Source organism: Janthinobacterium sp. NKUCC08_JDC (genome assembly GCF_019345575.1).
Lineage (GTDB): Bacteria > Pseudomonadota > Gammaproteobacteria > Burkholderiales > Burkholderiaceae_D > Janthinobacterium > Janthinobacterium aestuarii.
Genome location: NZ_JAHKQW010000005.1, coordinates 154,142 through 174,815, shown reverse-complemented (window position 1 = coordinate 174,815; position 20,674 = coordinate 154,142). Strand labels below are relative to the sequence as shown.

Sequence of the window (20,674 nt, the reverse complement as noted above, 5' to 3'; positions counted from 1 at the left end):
GGATCGCTATCGGTGATCAGCCTGGGAACGCATCGAACAACCTTGAACTATCGTTTTTCGGTGAACTTTCGCCCTGTGGCACCTTGAATTCGTCAATAACTACTGCAAAAATAAGAATGCTTTCTGTGAGAATCGCTCTCACATTGCTCCTGCCCCATCCATCGCGGATTCCTGGCAGGATCTCGCCACTCACGTGGTGAGCGTTGCGGTCGTCACCCGTCATTCAGTCGTCGAGTAGGATTTCGACACGTTGCTTCGGCAACCGATCTTTGCCTGGTCACTTGCCAGGCTGATTTGCGCAAGCAGAGGATCGTTTGCGTTAAGGAAGTACAGTTCACTGGATACTTCTCAGGTTAGGCCCCTGTTCTTAGGAATGGTGGGCCTTCTTTCGCTTGTCTATCGGTTTTTAACGATAGCCAGGCATATCTTCTCGTGTGCGGGGCATCGCGGTCCCCGTGCGGGGCCATGGTGCCTTCTTTTTTTGGAGAGCAATCATGTCCCAACGACAATTTCTACAGGATCAGCCATACCCGCTTTGCATTTTGCTCGGCGGCACCGGGTTACGTGAGGTGAGCGGGGAGGTGCATGTCGCGTGTGCACTGCTCCGGTCAAGCTCAGGCGACCTTCGGATATCGCACGCTTCGGCACGCGTGCAGATGCCATATCAGTGTCATCCTGGCAGTGTGTTCCCGTACCTGAGGTCAGGCATAGGATCGTTGTTTACCTGTGTTGTTCACATCGCGACCAAGCTTTGGTTGCGGCGAACCCAACTGATGCGGCGCCTTGCCCGGAGTGATTCACATTCCAGACAAGGCGCTTGCTGAGGAGGCCAATATGGGAACCAGGGTATTTGGAAGGGGCGTCGAGCCTGGCGGAATGGAACTCGACAATGAGCACTTTGAGGCGGAGTGCCCGGCATGTTCGCATGAACGTGCCAGGTACCACAGCTGGGAAAGCGCCGAGTCTGGCACGATCAATCAGCACTGGAGCATTGAGTGCCCCGCATGCGGTTATTCGTTACCCGACGAGGGGGAGTGCTAAATAGATTGTCTCGCTTGCTTGTTGACGGAGCGAGGCGTGGGGTGATGAGGGAGCACCAGCATCCGACGGGATGCCGGCGTTCCCTTTTGTTTTTCGTGGAGGACATCATGCAAAACGATGGAGAGATGAGGACCGGAAAGCGGCGGCGCTCCTTGGTCGAGGTTGAAGAAGAACGGGTTTGGGCGAGCCTGTATCGGCGCGCGGCCGACCCGATGATTGCCGCCGAGCTGGTGGCGCATCTGGAAAAGAGCAGTGAATTGCGATTTCAGCATAGTGGCCTGTACCTGCGCTGCAAACATGTCTTGCGAAGGGAAAAAGCGCGCCAGGTGCGCCTTCGAAGGATGGGAGCTGGAATCCGTTGGGCAATCCATATGGCGATCGGTGCTCCCCTTGGCTTTGCTACAAGCGTGTTCAGGTCGATAGGAACGATCTTCCTGGCCTGCTTGCCGGAACGCGAGGACAGGGCTGGCGCTCAGCTAAGCAGGTTGACCACTGGGGATGCCAATCCGGTGGATTCCGGCCAGGGGGTATCTTCGTCAGAAATTGCTCACCCCTTGCGTGACAACGTAGCAGCTGACGCTGGGCACCAGGCCAATATCGGCGCATCTCAACGTTCGGCAAAGCGCGCTGGGGGAAGGGAGCGTTAATTCACGATCGCATTTGGAAGAGCGGCGATGAGGTCGCCCTTCAGGGATAAGTATTGTTGCTGATGATTTGAGTTCTGGGAGCCGCCTGATGCCTGGGCGCACTACCAGCAAGCCAGCTATCGGTGAAGTATTGAGCAGGCCGACATGCGGCACGATGCCACCGTCTCGTCGATAAGCTTATGCAGTAGCCGCGTCTCGTCAGCCCGTCCCTGTAAATGCTGTTTGCATTGCTCGACGTAGGCGTCGAGATCGGCGAGCCTTCTGATACCGACAGGTTCGAAGCCGGTGATGTAGCGCAGACGCTCGACGTCTCTCGACGTCAGGCGGATATGTACGCCAAGTTGCAACATATTTTCTCCGATTGCAGCCCTCATCAGATCCGTCATCCAGCACAGATCGTTTTCCGTATATGTGTTGCTCAGGATAGTCAGCCATCGAGCAGATTTCAAGTTGCCAGCATGTACAAGGCTGGCCTCGTCCAGGCTCGTGCCATGTGCTGGCATCGATTGCCCAGGGCGTTTCAATCCCCTCAAGCATGGAGGTCATCATGAAACATCAATTTTCACCTTGGAAGAGGAGTGGGACACCCTGCGCCAGCGCAGCTGGACAAGTCGACCCGCTCATCGAGCAGTTAGAGGCGCTGCCTCCCGGTACGCGGGTTGTGACCCGGGACGGCGCGCAGTTTATTCGAACAAACAGGACGTGCATTTGCTTTTGCGACCTGACGACAGGGCATCTGTGTTCAGCAAAGGATCTTTGCTATGTACATGGAGGTTCCACGGGCGGTGAAGCAGGGCATTTGCACTGAGGAGTATTGTCATGAACGAAGTCATCAACATAACCATTGGTTTGATTTATCACGAGTACCGCCGTGCGCTTGACATCCGTGACGACGAACGGCGGCGACACGACTTGATGAGCGTGATGTTGTATCGCGCCGAGGAGATGGGATATGACGACTACAAGCGGGGCAATGAGCAGGTGCCGCGCTTGTTTCACCATGAGGTCGGATTGCGGGACGCCTGGCTGATGGGTTTTGCGCAGGCCGCGATCAGCGACAGTGTGGAGCAGTTGCGGGAGCTGCAAAGGAAGCGTCAGCAGGATCCTGCCGAAGCGGTAGAACCTCACGGAGGCGATGATGGACGATGCGAATGAGGTTCATGGTCTTGCTGTCGTCCTGCAATACATGGAGGCATCCGAGAGATGGCGTCCGGACAGTGATGAGTTGGTGTACCTGGAAGCATTTCAGGCCGCACTGCACTTGGGTTACGAAGATTACTTCGCAGGACGTGAAGTAATGCCGATGACTTTCCTGTTCAACGAGTCATTGCAACAGGTGTGGCTGGAGGGACACCAGATTGCCAGGAGTGCAGCAGAAATGCGCTTATGTCGTGCTCACGGTGGCTGGAGATGTACATGTGCTCAAAGGCCTGACGGAGTCTGTTGGAGAAATGGGCTACGGCAGTTCATCATGAGCGAGAGGCAGAGCAGGGCTGCCCTTTTTGCCGCATTTGCTGAAGACAGTGTTTAAATACTGGCATAGAAATAGTTGGCGCCTCTACCAGAGGCGCTTTTTTTGCGAGTCGATCACTAGCAAGTCATATTGTGACATGTGAATCGTTGAGCATGGCCTAGCGCTGGTGCTCCTTGACGCGGGCATTTACGCTAATCTTTATTACTTTAGCCGAGGTTGAGGGTGACGTCAGCCAACTCACATAATTCCGGCGTATGTGAAATAAAAAACTCTTGTTGATAGTCACCCAGTTGTATGACTTGGCGCTTCATCGCAAGGAACATGCGTTTATGCTCGGCGTCAAAGGCCCCATCGGCTTCGTCCGAGAAGAGTGTTTCGCTGCGCCGGCAGTTAGACTCGGCCAGATATAAGGCCATGGCGCGCGTGAGGCATTCGTTGATCCAGACGCGTTCGCCTCCGCTCATCTTGGAAGCGCTCTTGGCGAAGCCGGTATTGGCGTCGTGTACGATGACGTCAAATCCTTCCCTGGATTGCCCTTTGCCCAATTCAAGCAGCGTGCGGATGGATACCGTAAAGCGTGGCCCATAGCACGCCATCAATAAATCGTTCGTGAGCATCGACAGGGCGGGCCCCGCGTCGTCGATGGCCAGGGCGATGACCCCGTCGTTCCCCAGGCATGTGGCGAACAAAGACCAGGTCGCAGTTTGTTCTTCAATATGAGCGATGCGGGCATCCAGCAATGCCAGCGTTTGCCGGTGAGCCAGTAACTGGCGTTGAATCTCAGTCAGGCGGTGCTGGCGCCCGATCGCTTCGTGCAGTTGTGTTTCGCACTCTGCCAGCCTGCCCGCGCAGTGAACGATTTCCTGATCGGTCTGCGCGAGTCGAATCGGATCGAACGGCAAAGGCAGAGCGGAGAGTTGCTGTTCAATATGCTCACGTTCTATGCGAATACCATGTGCGATCTGAGCGCGCTCAGTAGCAATGGCTGCCAGATCCTTGTCGACGCGTGCTTTTTCCTGTTTTTCGACATCCGTTTCATGGTCGACGGCCTGCGCGAGCAGGTGAATCCGGCGGATCACATCGTCGATACTGTCTCGTGCCTGCTCGATCTCGCTGGCGCGCGCAGCGACTTGCTGATTGGCTGAGCGTCTTTCCCGAGTACGATCCAGGCGGTGTAGTGCGCGCGCCAAGCGCTCTGCCGTGTCCGGCATTGCTGCGATTTGCGCGTCCAGCTGCGACAGCACCTCGGTTTGATGGCGCTGGGCGTGTTCCAGGCGGCGCAGCGATTGTTCGTGCTGGGGAATGATGGGACGGGCTGAGCGGGCATGTTCGAGTAGCTGGCATTGTCCCTGTAGCGCGGTTCCCGCGCAGGGAACGAGCGAGGTGAGAGAGAGGCGCTGGTGCAATGCTCGGGTTTGACACACCGCCTCATCGATTTCCCGGTTGAGCGCATCGATCTTTTGCAGGGCCAGCGTACGCTGTGACGTTGCCTGCATATACCGATCATGGAACTGGCGGCAGGTTGCGGCATGATTGCTGCGGTATTCCACGAGGCGGGTCAGGATCGGCAGCCGCCGAACGGCGTGGGTCACGCGCCGGAGATCGGCGGTGAGCAACAGCAGCTTCGCATGCCTGCGTGTTGCCGCCTGATGCTCCTGTGCATGGGTTTGCCGCCGTTGCAAGATTTGCTGGTTCATGGACTGGCATGCCGCGATGAGGTCGTGTTCGCGCTCGTCCATCTGCTGATTGGCTGCCAGCAAGCGATCGCTCAGATACTGAAGTGTTTGATTAAGCTGCTGGCGCTGGTTCACGTAGGTCGCAGCGACGGCTTGTTCGGCCTTGAGTGTTGCCAGGAAGTTTTTGGCTTCATCCAGCGCTGCCAGTGCTGCCTTCCTACGGCATTGTAGGGTATCCAGCGTACCGTCGGGCATGGCCAATTGGCGTGAAAGCGCGTGAATATCATCGATCTGTTGCTGTAGTAGGCGCCGCTCCTGCAGCAGGCCGGAAAGCCCGCTGCGCAGCAGTTTCGCCGTCTCCGCAGCCTGTAGACCCTTTGTCCGCACGCGCTCTAGGCCAAGCAGGTCACTCAATAGTATTTTGATTTCCGCGTTGCGGTAGTGAGCCAGTTGGCGCCTGTTCTGCGCTGAAAATGCCGTGGTAAAAAAAGTGGCGGCTGGTCCGACGATATCCTCGATACAGCGTTGGTACGATTCCATCCGGCCATCGGACACGGTGCCGTCCGGCAGTTGCACGGGCTGCCATGCGCCAGCGCGGAACTGATGCAGGTAGGCCTCGCTCCGGCGTTTTCCGTTGAGTCGGATGATGATCTGTGTACGGTATCTCTGCCCGCCCATTTCCCACAGCAGTTCCTTGCGGTTGACCGGTAAATATACCTCGTCATAGTAGGAAAAGCTGCCAAGGCCGTCAGCACCTGCCTTGGACGGCATGGTTGCATAGGGCGTCATATTGTCTAGCACGGTGGTTTTGCCACGTCCGTTAGGGCCGACGATGGCCACTAGCTGGGCGCCGGCCGTGAGGCGCTCGAAATCGAGCGTCAATGTTTCTTTGTTCATCCCATCGCGAATGCCGATGAAACCCGTCAAGGTGAGGGAAAGAGGGCGCATGATGATCTCTCCTGGTCAAAGTGTCTTCCGGTCTTTAGTATGAAGCGGCGCACGCGCGCCTCAAGGCTCCACAGACCCGTTTCGCGCAGCGTTGCCTCGGCTTGTGCAAACGTCGCCTGCCACTGCCTCTCTTGACAGCGCAGCCATCGCAATGTCGGCGGGTGAGTGAGTAGCTAACTGGGCCAAACAAGCCATTAGAGGTGCTGCTGGCGTGTCGACCTGGCGTGCCCAGGCATCGATTTGCTTTTCAAGTTGATGGCAGCGAGCCATTCCCTCCGCTCTGGCACGCGTGATCGGGAGCACTCGGCCTTCGAGCTTGATGCCTGCCGCGCCACGAAACAGTGCCGTGATCGCTTCTCGGTCGATGGTGGCGCGTTCCTCCTCAAGGCACTGCCAGCGGATACGCACCCAGGCGCCTTCGATGGGGTGGTTAGAGACGTATTGGTGCAGTGCATCCATCTCCGGTGGCCCGGCAAACGCCAGCTCCAGTGTGCGGCGAGCCGGCGTTGCGACGAGTTCGCAGCTAGCGCTGTCCGCGGTGACTTCCCACATCAGGAAACCCTTATTGCCTTGTTCGCCGTAATGCAAGCGTCCAATGGAGCCGGGGTAGGCGATCACCTGTCCGTTGTGGTCCCACGCCTGATGCAGGTGAATATGCCCCAGCATGAACGCATTGGCCTGTGCCTGAAACAGCGCGCCTGCGGTAAATTCATGGTCGAGTCCCGCCATCGGTACCCCATGTTCTGTCATGCAGCCGATGACGGTACCGTGGGAGAGCGCGATCGTGGGAATGCCCCGTTGGCGCGCCCGCAGATTACCTGGCGCGTAGCCGGACAGAAGGTCAGCCAGATAGTGCCCCATGGCCTGTCCGGCTTGTTCCGCACCGACACTGGCGGCCAAGTTCGCCTTGTTCATGGTCGGAACGCAGGAGCAGAGGAGGGCGCAGCCCGTGTCGCGCCAGTCATTGGCATCGAAGCGCGAGTGTGTGGAGGCGATCCATTCACGCCGGCTGTTGAGGATGACCTGCTGCAGGCGATTGGCCACGTGTATGGGATAACGGCCCCCTAGCAGGGAAAACAGATCCAGCGTACCGGGTGGTTCGTGTGAAAACGTCCCTTGCAGCATCAGTACCGGGCAATGATCGGCCAAGCGCCGGATCTGGCGCGCGAGCGCCATCAACGCCGGCGAATGGGCATCCAGGGCATGATCGGTGGTATCGCCGGTAATGACGGCGACTTCTACCTGTCTTGCGATCGCCTGGTCCACGGCATAGGTGAAGCACGTATCGACCTCGGGCAAGGTCGATACGGCATAGTGCAAATCGGAGAAATGAGCGATGCGCATGACTATTCTCCCTTGGCTGGCGCTGTTGGCGCGCGCTGCCGGGATGACGGCGTGTCCGACGCGCGCAGGCGGGCGTTGACCTTGTCACAAAAGCCTTCCGGATCATTCTGATAGCGTTCCAGTTCCGCCAGCACGCGTTGGCGGCCATTTACATTGCGCCTCCAGCCTGATCCCCACTGGCGGTCAGCAAAGAGGCCAAACCGATCCCGGTCTACGCCATAGGCCGCTGCCAGGTCAAACAGGGTGCTGATCGCTTCATCTTCGGTAGATGGGGCGTCCTGCGCAGGTAACGCAGACTGCATGGATTCAGGGGCCGGCTGCTCCTGTATAGATGCTCCGGTCTCCGCAGCCTGTTCCGGCGTTACGACATATCCATCATCGGGACCGCTACACGCTAAGGCCGCGTCTTGTTGTTCGTTTTTGCCCTGCAGGATATGGGCGGCCTGATCCGCCAGGTGCAGAGCGCTTTCATCGTCATGCTGGATCAGGAGGGAAGAGACATCGATTGGTGCTTCCAGTTCGATGATCCAGTGTGCGCTGCGCACGGATTGCCCGGTTTTGGGATCGATATGCGAGACATCGCGCAGCTTTTTACTGAAATAGAAGGGCGTGCGGTGCTGATCGAGGAAACCGGCCAGGCGGCCACCGCGCATGAACGAGATGGTTTCAAAGCGCTCGATGGCGCGGCTCATGGCATAAAAACTGTTGGTGTGCAGGACGAAAGCATCGATCGAGGCAATGCCGGGAATATAGAAAATGAATTTACCAGTCAGGTTGCATTGCCGGTTCTGAAATTCCGGGCAGTTCTCTGGATCGCAGACGCCATTGTTTTCTGGTCGTAGTTGCACTGGGCGCCCGCCGAAGGTACGCACCACGCGTTGGCTGCGCTCATCGAAACGAACGGGTGCATACATTTTGCAGTAGCGCGTATGGCCATCTGACGCATATTCGCTCCAGTAGCGCTTGTCATTGCGTGCCCAGGCGGCCAGTTCATGTGGCATGACCAATTGCCAGGTGTCGGCCGGGAAAATAACCGGAAAACGATACAGCCGGATGACGCCGTCGCCGCGATCCTCGCCAAACGCCGCCAGAATTTGCGCTGCCAGGGCCGGATTGGGAAAGTCATTCGGACGTACGGTGAACCAGGCCACATTTTTGGGTACCAGCGGTGTCTTGATGTCCGGGAATGCCTCGGCAATCTTTTGTCCGATCTCTTCAAACGAACAGTTTGAGGCCAGCCCTTGCTCGTAGATTGCCTTCGCTTGCGGATTGCTCGCGGCCGCCTTGGTCAGCACTTTGATGCCGGCCCGAATCGTGCCGCCAGTGGGAATGCGGGCCGGCCGTTCGCCAAGGACCGTTGGCGGAGCGCCTTGCGCAAGCGCGCGATTGACGATTTCCTTATCCATGATGGTCTCCTTTACATAAAAATAAGCGATGAACCATCCTCTCATTGGCCGGTAGCGAGTCAACCCCGTGATCCTTGCCCAGACGCTCTCCTACGGGGCGAGCGAACGTAGGTAGTGAAGGGATGGCAGGATGGATCGAATTCAGGCGCGGAAGGCGCCTGGATGCGGTGGCTTGCGGGGACCTGTCGCCAGCAGGCGTCGCACGGCACCGGTGCGTGTCCCAAGATAAAACGCGATCTCCTCGGGTGTGCAGCCGTCGGCGTGCAGGCGATGCGCGACGGAGCGGCGCGCGCCCAGCACACCAAGACCAGGCAGATTGGCATAGCGGAAGATGCGCTGCAGGACATCGTGCAAGCCCTTTTCAGCGGTAGCTTTCGTTGATGACGAACTAAACGACGCACCGGTTCGGCTGAGAAACAGGCTACTTTGGCCCTGGAGTCCCCGATATTCGCTTTGATCGCCGACACCGAATCCAGCGGCCAGGCGCCACGCCAAATAAGCGTCGAGCCAGTACAGGACTGTTGCGTCGCGAAGCAGAAGCGGGCGTGCTATGCCATTCGAAGCGGCACCTGCTGGCAGCCATGGCGGAGAGCGGTGCTGGCCCGCCGCATCGACGTAATCGGCAACGCTCAATCTGGCGATCTCATTCGGACGTGCGCCGGTATGGATAAGCACGAGGAGAAGGGCGATATCGCGCTGTTTGTAGCGGCTATGCCGTGCCGTGTGCAGCACCAGCTGGTCAATGTGTGCCTGGGTAATGATCGGCGGTGAGGTTGTGGCGGCCTGTTTCGCCAGCGGCACGAAGTGTTCCAGCGCCTCCAGATAATCTTTTCCATGCGCTCGTATCACGTGGGCGCTGGGAGCACTGTCCTCGTCGATGCCGACCACGCCAACGACTGACTGTAGATCCCGTGCCAAATCGCTGACGGATTTGGACACCGTCGACTTCGTGACACGAAACCGCGCTGCGATCTGGTCATAGGTCTGCCCTTGAAGCATGGCCAGAAGCCAGGTCGATGCGAAAGAAGGGGATCGTGGTTCCATATTTGGGCCTGCGTGGCAACGGTGTTTTTCACGATTGTTGCCGGGCCAGCTGCATGGCTCCAGTCAAAATTGCCCCTTTAAGCAAGGTGTTTCGATGGTACAAGGAGAAAGAAGACTGCAAAAGCATGTATGAATTGTCTTAGAATGGCGTTGACTTGGCATGCGTGCTCAAGTTACATCAAGGCGTCATCCAAAATTTGTACTACTTTCAAGGAGTTCGTATGGATATCTCATCATTATCACTGGCAGAGTTAAAAAAGCTCGAAGCGCAAGCAATTCAAGAGATTAAGACGCGACAAAAAGGCGAGCTGGAGAAAGCGCGTGCTGAAATGCTGGCGATTGCACAGCGGGTCGGCGTGCCGCTGACACAGTTGATCGCTGGCGTACCAAAAAATGCAGCGAAGGGAGAGAAAAAGGTTGTGGCTGCTCTGTATCGCAACCCTGACAATCACGATCAAAAATGGAGTGGTCGCGGGCGCCAGCCGTTGTGGGTAAAAGCGTGGATCGAGACCCACCAAACCCTCGATGGAATTCGTATTTGATGTTGTGATAACGGCGACTATTCAGCCTCCGGAGTAGGTAATAACGACCGATCAGAGAGGTCGGGTATCTCACTTAAAGATAGAAAGTTGAATCGAAAGATGAAAGATATTGAAATATCTAATGAGGTCGGAAAATATTTGTATAATATCGCTCCGGAAGATGCATCAATAATTTTGATGATTGCAGTCCTTTCTCCTGAAGGTGATGTTGGTCGATTTGAGTTTTATTCAAATAACGGAGTCGCCGAAAGCAATTTCTCCATCAGTGATTTGGAGACTCAGAAACTTCTTGATTTAGTTGGTGAACATCAGCAATTCATGGTCAGTAATAATCAGCCTGCATGGACACGTTGCGAATTTACGGTAAATGTTGATGCCGGTAAATTCTCTATGGATCTGGGTTATGAGGGGGATTTATTTAAAGAAGGTTCGTTGCGATAATCGATAGGTGAAATTTCATCGACATGGTGAGGTTTCGTCGAAATGGCGAAGCCTCATTCCGTCCGTAAAATTGTTACTGATCCTGGGTACCGCAACACCGGGGCACCTCAAGCCGCCGTACTCAGGCCGTCTGCCCCAAGCTGGCCAGGCGGCCCAAGGTTTCCCGCGCATTCGTGCTCTTGGCCAGCAGCGGGGCGGGGTCAGATCCGCCTTTCACACAGGATCGGAGGATCGGGGTCAGGTCTGCCATTTGTACACGATCTCAGCTTTGGCCATCTCTTTTTTGGGCAAGTTGCGCCTTATTAAATGCCGATACGGCTCGACTGACTGTCCTGCTCGAGACGTGAAAAGCGGCGGCGATATGGGACATGGTAAAAGCGGTAGACAGATAAGCGCGTGCCATTGCCTCGTCTCTGTTGTTATAGAGGGCTTGATATTGCGCGAGTGATAGTGCGACAGCGCGTCGTTGCTGCCTTGGCGTATCTTTGAATGCTGCGGAACGCTGCGATTGCTGATGTGCTGAAACGAAGGCTTCATCGCCTAGAAGAATCTGGTGGCAGGTGCGCGCGAGCGGACTCGCCTCGCCCATCCCGGCGGCGATAAACCGGCGATAAGCAGGGACTGCCTCGTCGCGCGTAGCGCCAAACTGGCTCAAGAGCCAGTCATGTGTCAACCAGCATGGAGGTAATGCATCGTCCAAAACGTAGTATTGGCTGCTCCAGTACCAGTCATCGGGGGATGCCACCATGTGCGCCCGGACTGGATTCAATACGATGTAGGGGGCCGATTCCAACAGATACTTTTCTTGCTGCACCAAGATGGCTTTGTAGCGGCCTTGCAATACGTGCCCGACAAGCTTGTGGCGCCGATTGAAATGCTGGGTATATAAGCCGTTCAGTTGACGCATGCCCTGTGACAGATTTGCCTCGACCATTTCAACGAGCAGATGATAATGATTGCCCATTTGGCAAAAGCTATGCACGACAAAATGGTGCCGCTCGCATACCAGGATTGGGTAAAAAGACGGTTGTTATGGCTTTATTTAGGGATTGTGCTAATGGGATGAAAAAATGAGCTATGAATTTCTTGAGGACTACCTTCCTGATGATATGCGAGTGAATTACAAAATAATAAAATGGTGGTTTTTTAAGTATGCCTATAGGTATTGTCGAAATCGTATTGATCGCATGAATTCGGCAGGGGATTTTTGGGCTGATAATGAATCTGAGTATGCTTATGCCTATGAACAATTTAATTATGGTATTGAGCAGCCTCTTGAGTATTTAATGATTCAGGTTGTATCTCTTATTATTGATTCTGGTAGAGGTTCGGAACGATTTTTCGATTTTCATCGTGGCAATATTAATGAAATTTTAAGCCTGAATAAATTGGAGGATCTATTCTTAATGATTGATGATGAGGTTGAATTGAGAGATTTTAAGTATGATCTAAAGGCTTTAAAAATTTTTTAATTTATATATTATTTTCGGATGGGGGCGTGTACCAGTGATCGTTTGTCGAACAGGGGGCGCATTAGGTGTCGGTACCAGCACCTATGCCACGCCAAAAATTGATGCATGATCGACAGTGTCGACCTGCCTGATCCCGTCAAACAGGCCTTGGGCGTAGTTCCGGCCACAGCAATTTGCGCCGCTGCCGGTAGTGGTACGGGGCGGTGCGGGGTAGGTCCGCCTTTCGTCCACGGTCTCAACATTTGCTGTCTCGATCTACAGCAAGTTGCACTTTGCTAACTGCCGCTATGGCTCGACTGACTGTCCTGCTCGAGACGTGAAAAGCGGCGGTAGTGTGGGACAGGGTAAAAGCGGTAGGCAGATAAGCGCGTCCCATTGTTTCGTCTCTGTCGCTATAGCGGATCTGATATTGCGTCAATGACAGGATGACAGCGGGGTGCTGAAGATCGGGGTATCCTTAAATTTATCGGAGCGCTGCGATTGCTGATGTGCCGAAACGAAAGCGTCATCGGCCAGGAAAATCTGGTGACCGGTTTGAACAAGCGGATTTTCCTCTTCCGTTCCCTCCGCGACGAACCGGCAATGACAGATAGGACCGCTGAGGGTATTTTTGAGGGTATCGGTAACTGAATGGTTTGGAAAGTACCGAAAAATCAGGCGCTTAGCCAGCTCGTTGACAATTGAGTGGGAATTATTTAGATCAAGCTCTGTTAAATTTTCACCGATGTTCAAGTCCGTGAGGCTTTCTGAGCCGCACTAATTCTGGTGAGAAACATGAGCACTCCGTGTCTGAAATATAAATGCTGAAAAATTGTTAAAATACCTCTGTTGTTTTATTGCTTTCACCTGCATATGGTTGTGATACTTTCGGTAAAACTTGGGGCAAACTTGGGGCAATGGAAGATGACGTCAGATCACTTTAGCGCAAAAGATACCGGAAGTTACCTATTATTGCCCGTCGCTGTCGTAGGCTATTGTGATCTATGGTTACTTTGTTTCTAATTCGAAACTTGCACTTCCCACCAAAATTTTAGTTTGTATTCAAAGACTTGGGATTTCATATCTTGTCTGAATAGGAACTTGGGGCAAATCTGGGGTAATGGGTTGTTAACCCGCTGTCCAGCCCAAAACGATACGGCCGCTTCCTGCGGCCGTTTTCACGTCAAGCGAGTACACAAGCTTAGCTTGCGGGCGCTTCCTTGCGACGGAATTGTTAAGCTAAATTAGCGCCAGACCTATTTGTTGCCAGCGCCAGCGGGTGCATTGCTGCGCCCTCCGCCAGATGGCTTGCCCGTTGCACTTGGCCACCCTCCGCCATTTCCTTGCCCACGGCCACCGCCAGATGCTCCGCCACCTTTACTGCCACCGCCCTGGGAACCACCACTACGGCCCCCGTTATTACCGCTACCTTTGCTCATTTTTATCTCCTTTGCGGATCACTGTGAATCGCCACGAGTCTGCTAGACACCCGCTAGCCTTTCAAAATGCCTTCGCTCGCATTCGGAATGCAGCTCATTTCTTGTCGCCTTTGTTGCTTGCCGCTTCACATCATGGACATGCGGCATTCGCTAGGCCTCCGGTGTTGCAAGCGTTGAGGTAGCCTTGCGCCACTGCGGGCGTCAATTTGCCGCCCGTCTGTGCGTTTATGAATGCTGTGCGACAAGCGCTTTGACCGTTGCTCCCCGGGACAATCGTTTGAGCGTTCATGCGTTGAACATAGGTGACGGGGTCGACGCCACAGAGCAGGGCGTTGCTTTGCGCGACAAACGCTCCGGCAGCGTTCTGGACGATATTGGTCGCTTGTTCGCAGTTGTTGGCCTGAGTGCGCACTGTCAGGTGGAGAGGGACGGGCGGGTTCACGCCATTTGGCTGGAGGCCAAAGGTCAAGTGAACGTCGGGTTGCGCGGCCGTCAATTCACACACTTGCAGGTTTTGCGTAGCAGGGCTGAGGCTTTTGCAGAGGCCGCTGGTGGCGGCATTGCCATAAAACGCCAGCGATGGGCATCGATTGGGAACCTGCGCCAAAGCACAGGAGGAGGCGGACAACAGCGAAACGATCATTGCGGCATGACGTATCTGGGATTTCATCTTGTTCCTTTCGACTTGATTGAATGGTTGAGTCTGCTATCTCAAATTGAGGTCTGGCGAGTAGCTCCAGGATGTAAGAAATACAAATCCTATATGTTTCTACTGAAGAAAAACTATTCAAATGTAATAATATTAATTTTTTGAAAATATCGTTGATGTGCATCAGTGGTGTCCCGTTCCAACTGAGGACAAGTACGCTTTCCAGCTATCGGGGATGTTATCTGCTGATGCGATAGCGCTCTTGATCCTTTCCTTGGGCGGAAAAATAATCAATCCGGCTACCGTGCGATCGTCCCGATTCCGGCTCAGGAAGTACGGATCGTCTTCGGTCAAGTGTTGCAGGGCGTCAAACAGCGCCGTGATTTGCGCGTTCAGCTGTGACAGTCCCTCGGTTTGCTGGCGCTGGGCGTGTTCCAGGCGGCGCAGCGATTGTTTGTGCTGGGGAATGATGGAAAGGGCTGAGCGGGCGTGTTCGAGTAGCTGGCATTGCCCCTCTCCCTGGAGCGCGGTCCCCGCGCAGGGAACGAGGGAGGTGAGTGAGAGGCTGGTGCAGTGTTCGGATCTGACATACCGTCTCACCGATTTCCCGGTTGAACCCATCGATCTTTTGCCGGGCTACAGCACGCTGGGACATTGCCTCCGTATGCCGATCATGCAACTGGCGGCAGGTTGCGGCATGATTGCTGCGGTATTCCTGCAGGCGTGTCAGGATCGGCCGCCGCTGAACGGCGCGCGTCAAGCGTCGGTGATCGGCGTTGAGCAACCGCAGGTTCGCATGCCGGCTTAACATCACTGGCATGCCCGCTGCTTCCGCAGGTAGGGCAGCCCAGTTCGCCGCTGCTCGGCTCGGCACTATCGTTCATGAAGACAAGGCCGCCCGACGTCGAGGCGATCAACTGGCCAGCGGCGCGCGCGGTCGCGACGGCCTGCTGCGTTTCTGGCGAGAGGTCGCTGAAAAATGGATTGATCCGCGCTTCCCTCAGCGATTCTCCTCAAAACATTTGCCGACAGGCACCCGGCGGCTTGCCGATGACGCGCTTGAAAGCACGACTGAACGCGGCTTGAGATGTATAGCCAAGGCGTCGGGCGACGACGTCGATGGACACTCTTTCGTGAGTGAGCAATTGTGTGGCAAGACGCATTCTCAATTCCGTGGCATAGCGCAGGGGCGGCACTCCGATGGTGGTTTCAAAGCGTCGCGCGAAGACAGAGCGGGAGATATGACACTCCGCAGCCAACTGTGCGACTGTCCACTCACGACCAGGCTGGCGGTGCAGCGCCAATATGGCACGAGCAAGGCGCGGATCACGCAAGGCGGCGAGGAGACCAGAAGCGTTTTCACAACCGGATTCAATCCAGCCGCGCACGATCATTGCTGCCGCGACCTCCGCCAGGCGAGCCAGAATGCCTGCAAAGCCAATACGGCCGGCGCAGATTTCACGCTTCATTGAATCAAGAACAGGCAGTAACCCCGGATAGCCTTGCGCTTGCGTGTCAGCCACCATGACGGTTGGCATCAGCTTGCCGATCCCTTGCATCCCGCCGAGATCGAATTCCATGCAGCCGTAAAAAATAACCGCACTGGGCACGGAGTGCGTACTGGGACATGTGTCTACTCCGCTAACGGATTCACCAAGGGGCGCGGCATCGAACTTTGCGATGTCCTGAAATGCAATACCCGCATCCGATAGAAGCTGATGTCTCCTGCCGTGAGGCATGAACGCCGCGCTACCGGCGGACAGCTGATGCAACTCACCATCATCCGTACATATGAAGGCAGTGCCAACGGCCAGGAAGTGGAAGTAGGCGTGGCCTGGCTTGTCTTCAAAGCCTATGCCGAAAGCTGGACCGGTCTGAATGCGGCGGTACTGGACTCCACGCAGGCGCATGCCTGTCAATAGTTCACTGACGAGATTAGATGATGGAGAAATTTGACTTTGCTTGCTCATTTTAGGTGTTTCGATCAAAACATCAGGATTTACCATCATAGATCATCCTGGATTTTACCTCTAGACTTTCGACTCTGATTGTTTTAGGGATTGTAGAGATGAACAACGATGTTTTTGCTACCGGGCAAACGCCCAACGCGAACGATGCGTCTGTTTTAGAGCCAGCGGCAGCAGCATGGATGGCAGTGTTTTCACTGGCAATGGGGGTTTTCGGTTTACTGACGGCGGAGTACCTGCCAGCCAGTCTATTGACCCCGATGGCCTTCGACCTTGGCGTATCGGAGGCACTAGCTGGTCAGGCAGTGACGGTGACGGCCGTCGTGGCCATGTTCGCCGGGCTGTTGGTGCCAGGTCTCACGCGTCATTTTGACCGGCGTGTCGTCTTGTTGGCTTTCACGGTGCTGATGATCGCCTCCAACCTGCTGGTGGCGTTGTCCTCAAGCTTGACAGTATTGTTGGTGATGCGCATTCTTCTGGGCGTCGCGTTAGGTGGCTTTTGGAGCATGGCGGCAGCCGTGGCTATGCGGCTGGTGCCGGCAAAGTTGGTGCCGCGAGCGCTCTCCATAATATTTAGCGGCATCGCCATCGGGACGGTCGTTTCCGTACCGTTGGGCAGCTACTTGGGGGGGCTATATGGCTGGCGCAGTGCATTTATAGCAGCCGCGGCTGTCGGAGGGCTAACACTTTTGTTTCAATTGTTCACGCTGCCCCGTATGGCGCCGCGCACGATGATGCGCACGACATCGGTACTGGGATTGCTCCGTCGCCCGGGGATTGGGATCGGGATGCTGGGCTGCGTACTTGCCCATACCGGGCAATATGCATTGTTCACCTATATTCGCCCCGCTCTTGAAAGCGTTGTCCAAATAGATGTAAACGGTTTGTCTCTGATGCTCCTGGGTTTTGGTATCGCCAACTTCGTTGGCACGCTGCTGGCCGGCTGGCTAATGGAGCGTAGCCTGCGTGCTACTTTAGTGCTCATGCCTGCGCTGGTGGGCTTGGCGGCATTCGCCATGATTTTACTGCCAGTCCAAGGAACAGGCCTGATGCTTTTGGTCGCTTTGTGGGGCCTGGCGTTCGGCGGCGTACCTGTCGCCTGGTCCAACTGGGTAGCCCGTGCCGTCCCTGATCAAGCGGAGACAGCTGGTGGCATGGTCGTCGCTGCGGTGCAATCTTCAATAGCTGCCGGCGCTGCATTGGGTGGCATGATGTTCGGGTTTGGTGGAGTGACAGGCGTTTTCATTATTGCTGGCGTTGTGATGCTGCTCGCTGCTCTCGTTATCGCTTTAAGAGTTCGGGTCGAATTGCCGCAGTGAACCGCCACAAGTGCGCTAGACGCTCTTCAGGCGATCAAAATATTGCTTTTCGCAATTGAGCGGGTTGGAAGTTTCGTGATGACCATTTCACCGCCAGCGTACGATATTCTCGGTCTCACCGAGCGTTCAAAGCAGATGATGGCTAGGCTGTCGTAGCCAACTGTGCCGATATAGCGCTCAAAGCAGGGGCTCCGCCGCGCACTCTGAACTGCCGCGGAGGAGTTCCCGCCAGCATGGTGCGGAAACCTAACTAAAGTATGGGGTAGGAAACGGAGTTTGAGGTTTAATGCTCCTTGAAGGGTGGATGATGTCACGGCACAGTGATACTTTGCTTTCGACAGATGACAGCGCAGCGCTGCACGAGGAGACAATCATAATGAAATTGCAATTGCAACATGCCAGCCCAGCGGTGGCGGCGGGGTGGCACGCGGACACGCCCGGCGGCGCTTCGGCATGCCATATTGCCGCAATAGGGGCAGGATACGAGCCGCAGGGCGCCGATATGCCGATGGCCGGTGGCGGATACAGGCAAGTCCTGGAGTCCTGCCCACCGTTATTTTCCTTTCCCATCGTCGCCACGGCGGCATCGCGCATGCTGCAAGGGGGAGCGTCGCCCCTGTGTAAGCTCAGTGCCGTGGTAGCGCCGATCGGTTACGGCAAGACTGTGCTGCTCAGCACCATCTACCAGAATTGCCTGCACTGGCAACAGCCCGCCTGGTGGTTTTGCCTCGATGACCGCGATCCGAGCGTGGAGCGGCTGCTCGGCGCACTGGAAGCCAGGCTGGGTATGCCGCCTGGCGAGACGCTGGCGCCGGATCCCGCGATGGCCGTGCATCAGGGCGGCGAGCCGGAAAGCGAGCGCATCGGTCGGCTCATGGCATGTCTGCGGTGCTGGCAATCGCCGCTCCTGCTACTGATCGATAATCTCAATTATTGCCACGATCCCGCCGTTAACGAGTTGTTGGAGCAACTCGTGTTCAATACGCCACCTTGGATCCGCCTCGTCTGCTCGAGTACCGTGGCATTGCCTTTCGACATGGTCCGCTGTAAATTGCATGGCTTGCTGGCGCAGTACGGCACGGCGGAGCTGAGCTTTGATCTCGATGGCGTACAGCAAATGCTGGGCGCGGACCTGTGCACCCGCCTGCGGCCGGAATCCGCCCGGGCCATCCTGCAGCAGACGGAAGGCTGGCCGGCAGCGGTGCGGCTGATGCAGATCCTGCTGTCGTCTTCGCCCGATGCGGAAAAATCATTGGCTGCCTTTTCCGGCGTGGACCAGGACATCGCTACGCTCCTCACCACCGAAGTGCTCAATGAGTTTGCCCCGCCGCTGCGCGGTTTTCTGCTGTCGCTGTCGCAGTTGCGCGACTTCGATGCCCATCTGGCCAGAGCCGCCACCGGCGACGCGCATGCGGACGGGTATTTGCGCTACCTGTGGGCGCACAACGTCTTCCTGATACCCGTCGAAGGCGAGCAGCGCTATCGCATGCACAATCTTTTCCGTGAATTCTTGCGCGCCAAGGCCGCGCTGGAAATGCCGGAAGCGCAGCGCCTCGCGGTGCTGGAACGGGCAGCACAGCACTGCGAGAAAGAAGTGCGGTGCGCGGACGCGATCGATTATGCGCTGGCGGCTGGGGCCAATGCGCATGCCGCGCAGATACTGGAACGCACGTCGGCGGTCTTCGTGCGCGACCTTGGCTACCTGCGCCGCTACCTGGCATGGATAGGCCAATTGCGCGCGACAGGTGAATACGGCGGCTGGGAGGCGGATTACTGGTACGTCTGGGCGCTGGTGTTCCGGCGCCGCTACGGTCAGGCACGTGAAGAGGTGGCGCGCCTGGGCGAGCGCCTGGAACAAGCCGGGGAGGGGGAACGGGGGAGTGGCCGGCGACTTGCCCAAGTCGCGCGGCGCATCGAGATCCTGCGCATCACCCTTGCCGTGTATACGGACCGCCTGGAAGAGGCCAGGCAACAGGCCGGGCGATGGTTGGCGATGAGCGACCTGGAAGGCGGCCCGTGCATCGACGCGCCATTCGATGTCGCCACCGTCGCCAGCGCGGCGGCTATCGTGAGTGCCAGCGACTGTCGCCCGATGGATGCACGGCGCATGGTGCGCGCTGCCTCGGCCAGCATTGATCAAGCGGACAGTGCTTATGGAGAGGGCTGGGTTGCCGTCGTCAACGCGCTGGTGCTGCTGCGCGAAGGTGACTATGTCAGTGCATACAACGGCCTGGTCGACGCCATGGCTCGGGCGCGCCAGGAGCTGGGACAGCAAGCTGGCATCGTTGGCACCATGGCGCTGCTGGCCAGCAAAGCCGCCGTGGAAATGGATGTGCCGGACGAAGCACGCAAGCTGCTCGATTGCGGACTGCACCAGATGACCACCCATGGCATCCTCGATACGGCAGCCCATGGCCTCGATGCGGCCGTCAAGCTGTGGTCCGGCGCCGATGCTGGCGCGCTGTCCCTGCCCGTGCTGCGCCGCTACGCCGCCGCCTATCCGCCCCGTCTGAGCCTGATGCTGTCGTGCTTTATCGCGCGCCGGCATATCCAGCTGGGCCAGCTGGACGAGGCGCGCAGGGAAGCTGCCGCGCTGGGCATCGGTGACGATCTGGATGGCGCCCTGGGAGGGCGGATACAGGCCGAGTATGGCTCGGCCCTGCGCGACCTGGTGCAAGCGACGCAACTGGAGCTGCTGATCGCCTCGGGCAAGCTCAAGGCGGCGAGCAAGGAGGTGAGCGATGAGGCGGCCCGCGCCCGTAGCGCAGGGCGCATCGAGCGGCTGGTGGAGCTGGCGCTGGACGAAGCTTTTCTTAGCCAGTGCATGACGCACAACGCCGTGCCTGCCGCGCGCTACCTGACGCGCGCCATTTCCCTGGCTGCACGGCGCAGGCATTTGCGGCCCTTCCGCGATCGGGGCGACCTGATCGCCGGCCTGGTCAACGATACGCGTCTGAAGGACTGGCCGTTCGTGTCGGAAGAGGAGCGCCGTTTTTTTGTGGAAATTTGCTCGGGCCTCAAAGTAGGCAATCCCATCCTTGAGCAAATCCAGGAACTCGATGGCGCCCATACCTTGGGCGAGACGCCCACCACGCGAGAACTTGAATTGCTGGGCCTGATCGAGGCGGGCCTGTCGAACCAGGAGATCGCGGATCGCCTGAGCTTGTCGGTTGCCACCGTCAAGTGGCATTTGTATAACCTGTACGCCAAGCTGGGCGTGAAGAACCGCGCTTCCGCGCTGGCGCGGGCGCGCTCGCTGAACCTGCTGCAATGGTGACAGCCGCCC

General features: G+C 56.7%; 17 protein-coding genes. 9 read left to right on the top strand and 8 right to left on the bottom strand.

Features of this window, described 5'->3' with window-relative positions; translation table 11 throughout:
* The first annotated feature begins 1,148 nt into the window (after window positions 1-1,148).
* Window positions 1,149-1,688, top strand: coding sequence for a hypothetical protein (locus KO538_RS15140; RefSeq protein WP_219328793.1), 540 nt, complete (start codon window positions 1,149-1,151; stop codon window positions 1,686-1,688).
* 116 nt (window positions 1,689-1,804) lie between these two features.
* Here KO538_RS15140 and KO538_RS29405 read toward each other — a convergent pair whose 3' ends face one another.
* Entirely contained in the window at window positions 1,805-2,191 is a 387-nt protein-coding gene (locus tag KO538_RS29405; protein ID WP_257620381.1) for a hypothetical protein, read from the bottom strand.
* 316 nt (window positions 2,192-2,507) lie between these two features.
* Between KO538_RS29405 and KO538_RS15130 the strand changes: the two genes are divergently transcribed.
* On the top strand, window positions 2,508-2,843 hold the full coding sequence (locus KO538_RS15130; protein ID WP_219328792.1) for a hypothetical protein: 336 nt from the start codon (window positions 2,508-2,510) through the stop codon (window positions 2,841-2,843).
* 525 nt (window positions 2,844-3,368) lie between these two features.
* On the opposite strand, the gene KO538_RS15125 is transcribed toward KO538_RS15130, so the two are convergent.
* From KO538_RS15125 to KO538_RS15110, 4 genes are all read right to left on the bottom strand, one after another.
* Window positions 3,369-5,786, bottom strand: a complete 2,418-nt coding sequence (locus KO538_RS15125) for an AAA family ATPase (protein WP_219328791.1) — start codon at window positions 5,784-5,786, stop codon at window positions 3,369-3,371.
* Between the two features lie 60 nt (window positions 5,787-5,846).
* Complete coding sequence (locus tag KO538_RS15120) at window positions 5,847-7,130, bottom strand: metallophosphatase family protein (protein ID WP_219328790.1); 1,284 nt, start codon at window positions 7,128-7,130, stop codon at window positions 5,847-5,849.
* 2 nt (window positions 7,131-7,132) lie between these two features.
* The gene (locus tag KO538_RS15115) at window positions 7,133-8,536 is read right to left on the bottom strand and encodes a hypothetical protein (protein WP_219328789.1); all 1,404 of its coding nucleotides are present in this window, start codon (window positions 8,534-8,536) and stop codon (window positions 7,133-7,135) included.
* A 141-nt stretch (window positions 8,537-8,677) separates the two neighbouring features.
* Window positions 8,678-9,580 carry a hypothetical protein gene (locus tag KO538_RS15110; protein ID WP_219328788.1) on the bottom strand — a complete coding sequence of 301 codons (903 nt, stop codon included), beginning with the start codon at window positions 9,578-9,580 and terminating at the stop codon, window positions 8,678-8,680.
* A gap of 221 nt (window positions 9,581-9,801) precedes the next feature.
* Between KO538_RS15110 and KO538_RS15105 the strand changes: the two genes are divergently transcribed.
* Together KO538_RS15105 and KO538_RS15100 are read left to right on the top strand one after the other, a co-directional pair.
* A complete protein-coding gene (locus KO538_RS15105; protein WP_219328787.1) occupies window positions 9,802-10,122 on the top strand; it encodes an H-NS family nucleoid-associated regulatory protein in 321 nt (106 codons plus the stop codon).
* 99 nt (window positions 10,123-10,221) lie between these two features.
* The gene (locus tag KO538_RS15100) at window positions 10,222-10,563 is read left to right on the top strand and encodes a hypothetical protein (RefSeq protein WP_157792511.1); all 342 of its coding nucleotides are present in this window, start codon (window positions 10,222-10,224) and stop codon (window positions 10,561-10,563) included.
* A 262-nt stretch (window positions 10,564-10,825) separates the two neighbouring features.
* On the opposite strand, the gene KO538_RS29400 is transcribed toward KO538_RS15100, so the two are convergent.
* Window positions 10,826-11,572 (bottom strand): transposase, encoded by a 747-nt coding sequence (locus KO538_RS29400; RefSeq protein WP_257620397.1) that lies wholly within the window; start codon window positions 11,570-11,572, stop codon window positions 10,826-10,828.
* A 61-nt stretch (window positions 11,573-11,633) separates the two neighbouring features.
* Between KO538_RS29400 and KO538_RS15090 the strand changes: the two genes are divergently transcribed.
* Window positions 11,634-12,035, top strand: a complete 402-nt coding sequence (locus tag KO538_RS15090) for a hypothetical protein (RefSeq protein ID WP_219328786.1) — start codon at window positions 11,634-11,636, stop codon at window positions 12,033-12,035.
* Window positions 12,036-12,449: 414 nt separating this feature from the next.
* Here KO538_RS15090 and KO538_RS15085 read toward each other — a convergent pair whose 3' ends face one another.
* Window positions 12,450-12,767, bottom strand: coding sequence for a hypothetical protein (locus KO538_RS15085; RefSeq protein ID WP_219328785.1), 318 nt, complete (start codon window positions 12,765-12,767; stop codon window positions 12,450-12,452).
* Between the two features lie 963 nt (window positions 12,768-13,730).
* Between KO538_RS15085 and KO538_RS15080 the strand changes: the two genes are divergently transcribed.
* Both KO538_RS15080 and KO538_RS15075 read left to right on the top strand, forming a co-directional pair.
* On the top strand, window positions 13,731-14,267 hold the full coding sequence (locus KO538_RS15080; protein WP_219328784.1) for a hypothetical protein: 537 nt from the start codon (window positions 13,731-13,733) through the stop codon (window positions 14,265-14,267).
* 388 nt (window positions 14,268-14,655) lie between these two features.
* Window positions 14,656-14,910, top strand: a complete 255-nt coding sequence (locus KO538_RS15075; RefSeq protein ID WP_219328783.1) for a hypothetical protein — start codon at window positions 14,656-14,658, stop codon at window positions 14,908-14,910.
* Between the two features lie 205 nt (window positions 14,911-15,115).
* Here the strand turns inward: KO538_RS15075 and KO538_RS15070 are convergent, their stop codons facing one another.
* A complete protein-coding gene (locus KO538_RS15070) occupies window positions 15,116-16,111 on the bottom strand; it encodes an AraC family transcriptional regulator (RefSeq protein ID WP_219328782.1) in 996 nt (331 codons plus the stop codon).
* A gap of 59 nt (window positions 16,112-16,170) precedes the next feature.
* Here KO538_RS15070 and KO538_RS15065 point away from each other — a divergent pair, with 59 nt between their 5' ends.
* Both KO538_RS15065 and KO538_RS15060 read left to right on the top strand, forming a co-directional pair.
* Window positions 16,171-17,388 (top strand): MFS transporter, encoded by a 1,218-nt coding sequence (locus KO538_RS15065; RefSeq protein WP_072453404.1) that lies wholly within the window; start codon window positions 16,171-16,173, stop codon window positions 17,386-17,388.
* A gap of 376 nt (window positions 17,389-17,764) precedes the next feature.
* Window positions 17,765-20,665: a LuxR C-terminal-related transcriptional regulator gene (locus KO538_RS15060; RefSeq protein WP_219328781.1), complete on the top strand. Its 2,901-nt coding sequence runs from the start codon at window positions 17,765-17,767 to the stop codon at window positions 20,663-20,665.
* Window positions 20,666-20,674: the final 9 nt, after the last annotated feature.